Consider the following 237-nt stretch of genomic DNA (forward strand, 5'->3'; position numbering starts at 1 on the left):
GTGCTCAACACCTACCTGCCGTCGGTGCGCGTCTGGGTCTGCGAGGACGATGCCGGCGAGGTCGCCGGGTTCATGGGCCTGAACGGCAACAAGGTCGAGATGCTGTTCGTCGACGCCAACAAGCGCGGCAAGGGCGCCGGGCGGCGCCTGCTGAATTTCGCGCTGTCGCTGCACGGCAGCCTGCGGGTCGACGTCAATGAACAGAATCCGCAGGCGCACGGTTTCTACAAGCACTAT

Annotated in this window: 1 protein-coding gene; it reads left to right on the forward strand. The window is 64.6% G+C overall.

The window, feature by feature from the left end; all coding sequences use genetic code 11:
* On the forward strand, nucleotides 1-237 hold a 237-nt coding region (locus tag SB751_RS35135), incomplete at both ends, for a GNAT family N-acetyltransferase (RefSeq protein WP_410749632.1).

Source organism: Cupriavidus sp. SIMBA_020 (assembly GCF_046535395.1).
Lineage (GTDB): Bacteria > Pseudomonadota > Gammaproteobacteria > Burkholderiales > Burkholderiaceae > Cupriavidus > Cupriavidus campinensis.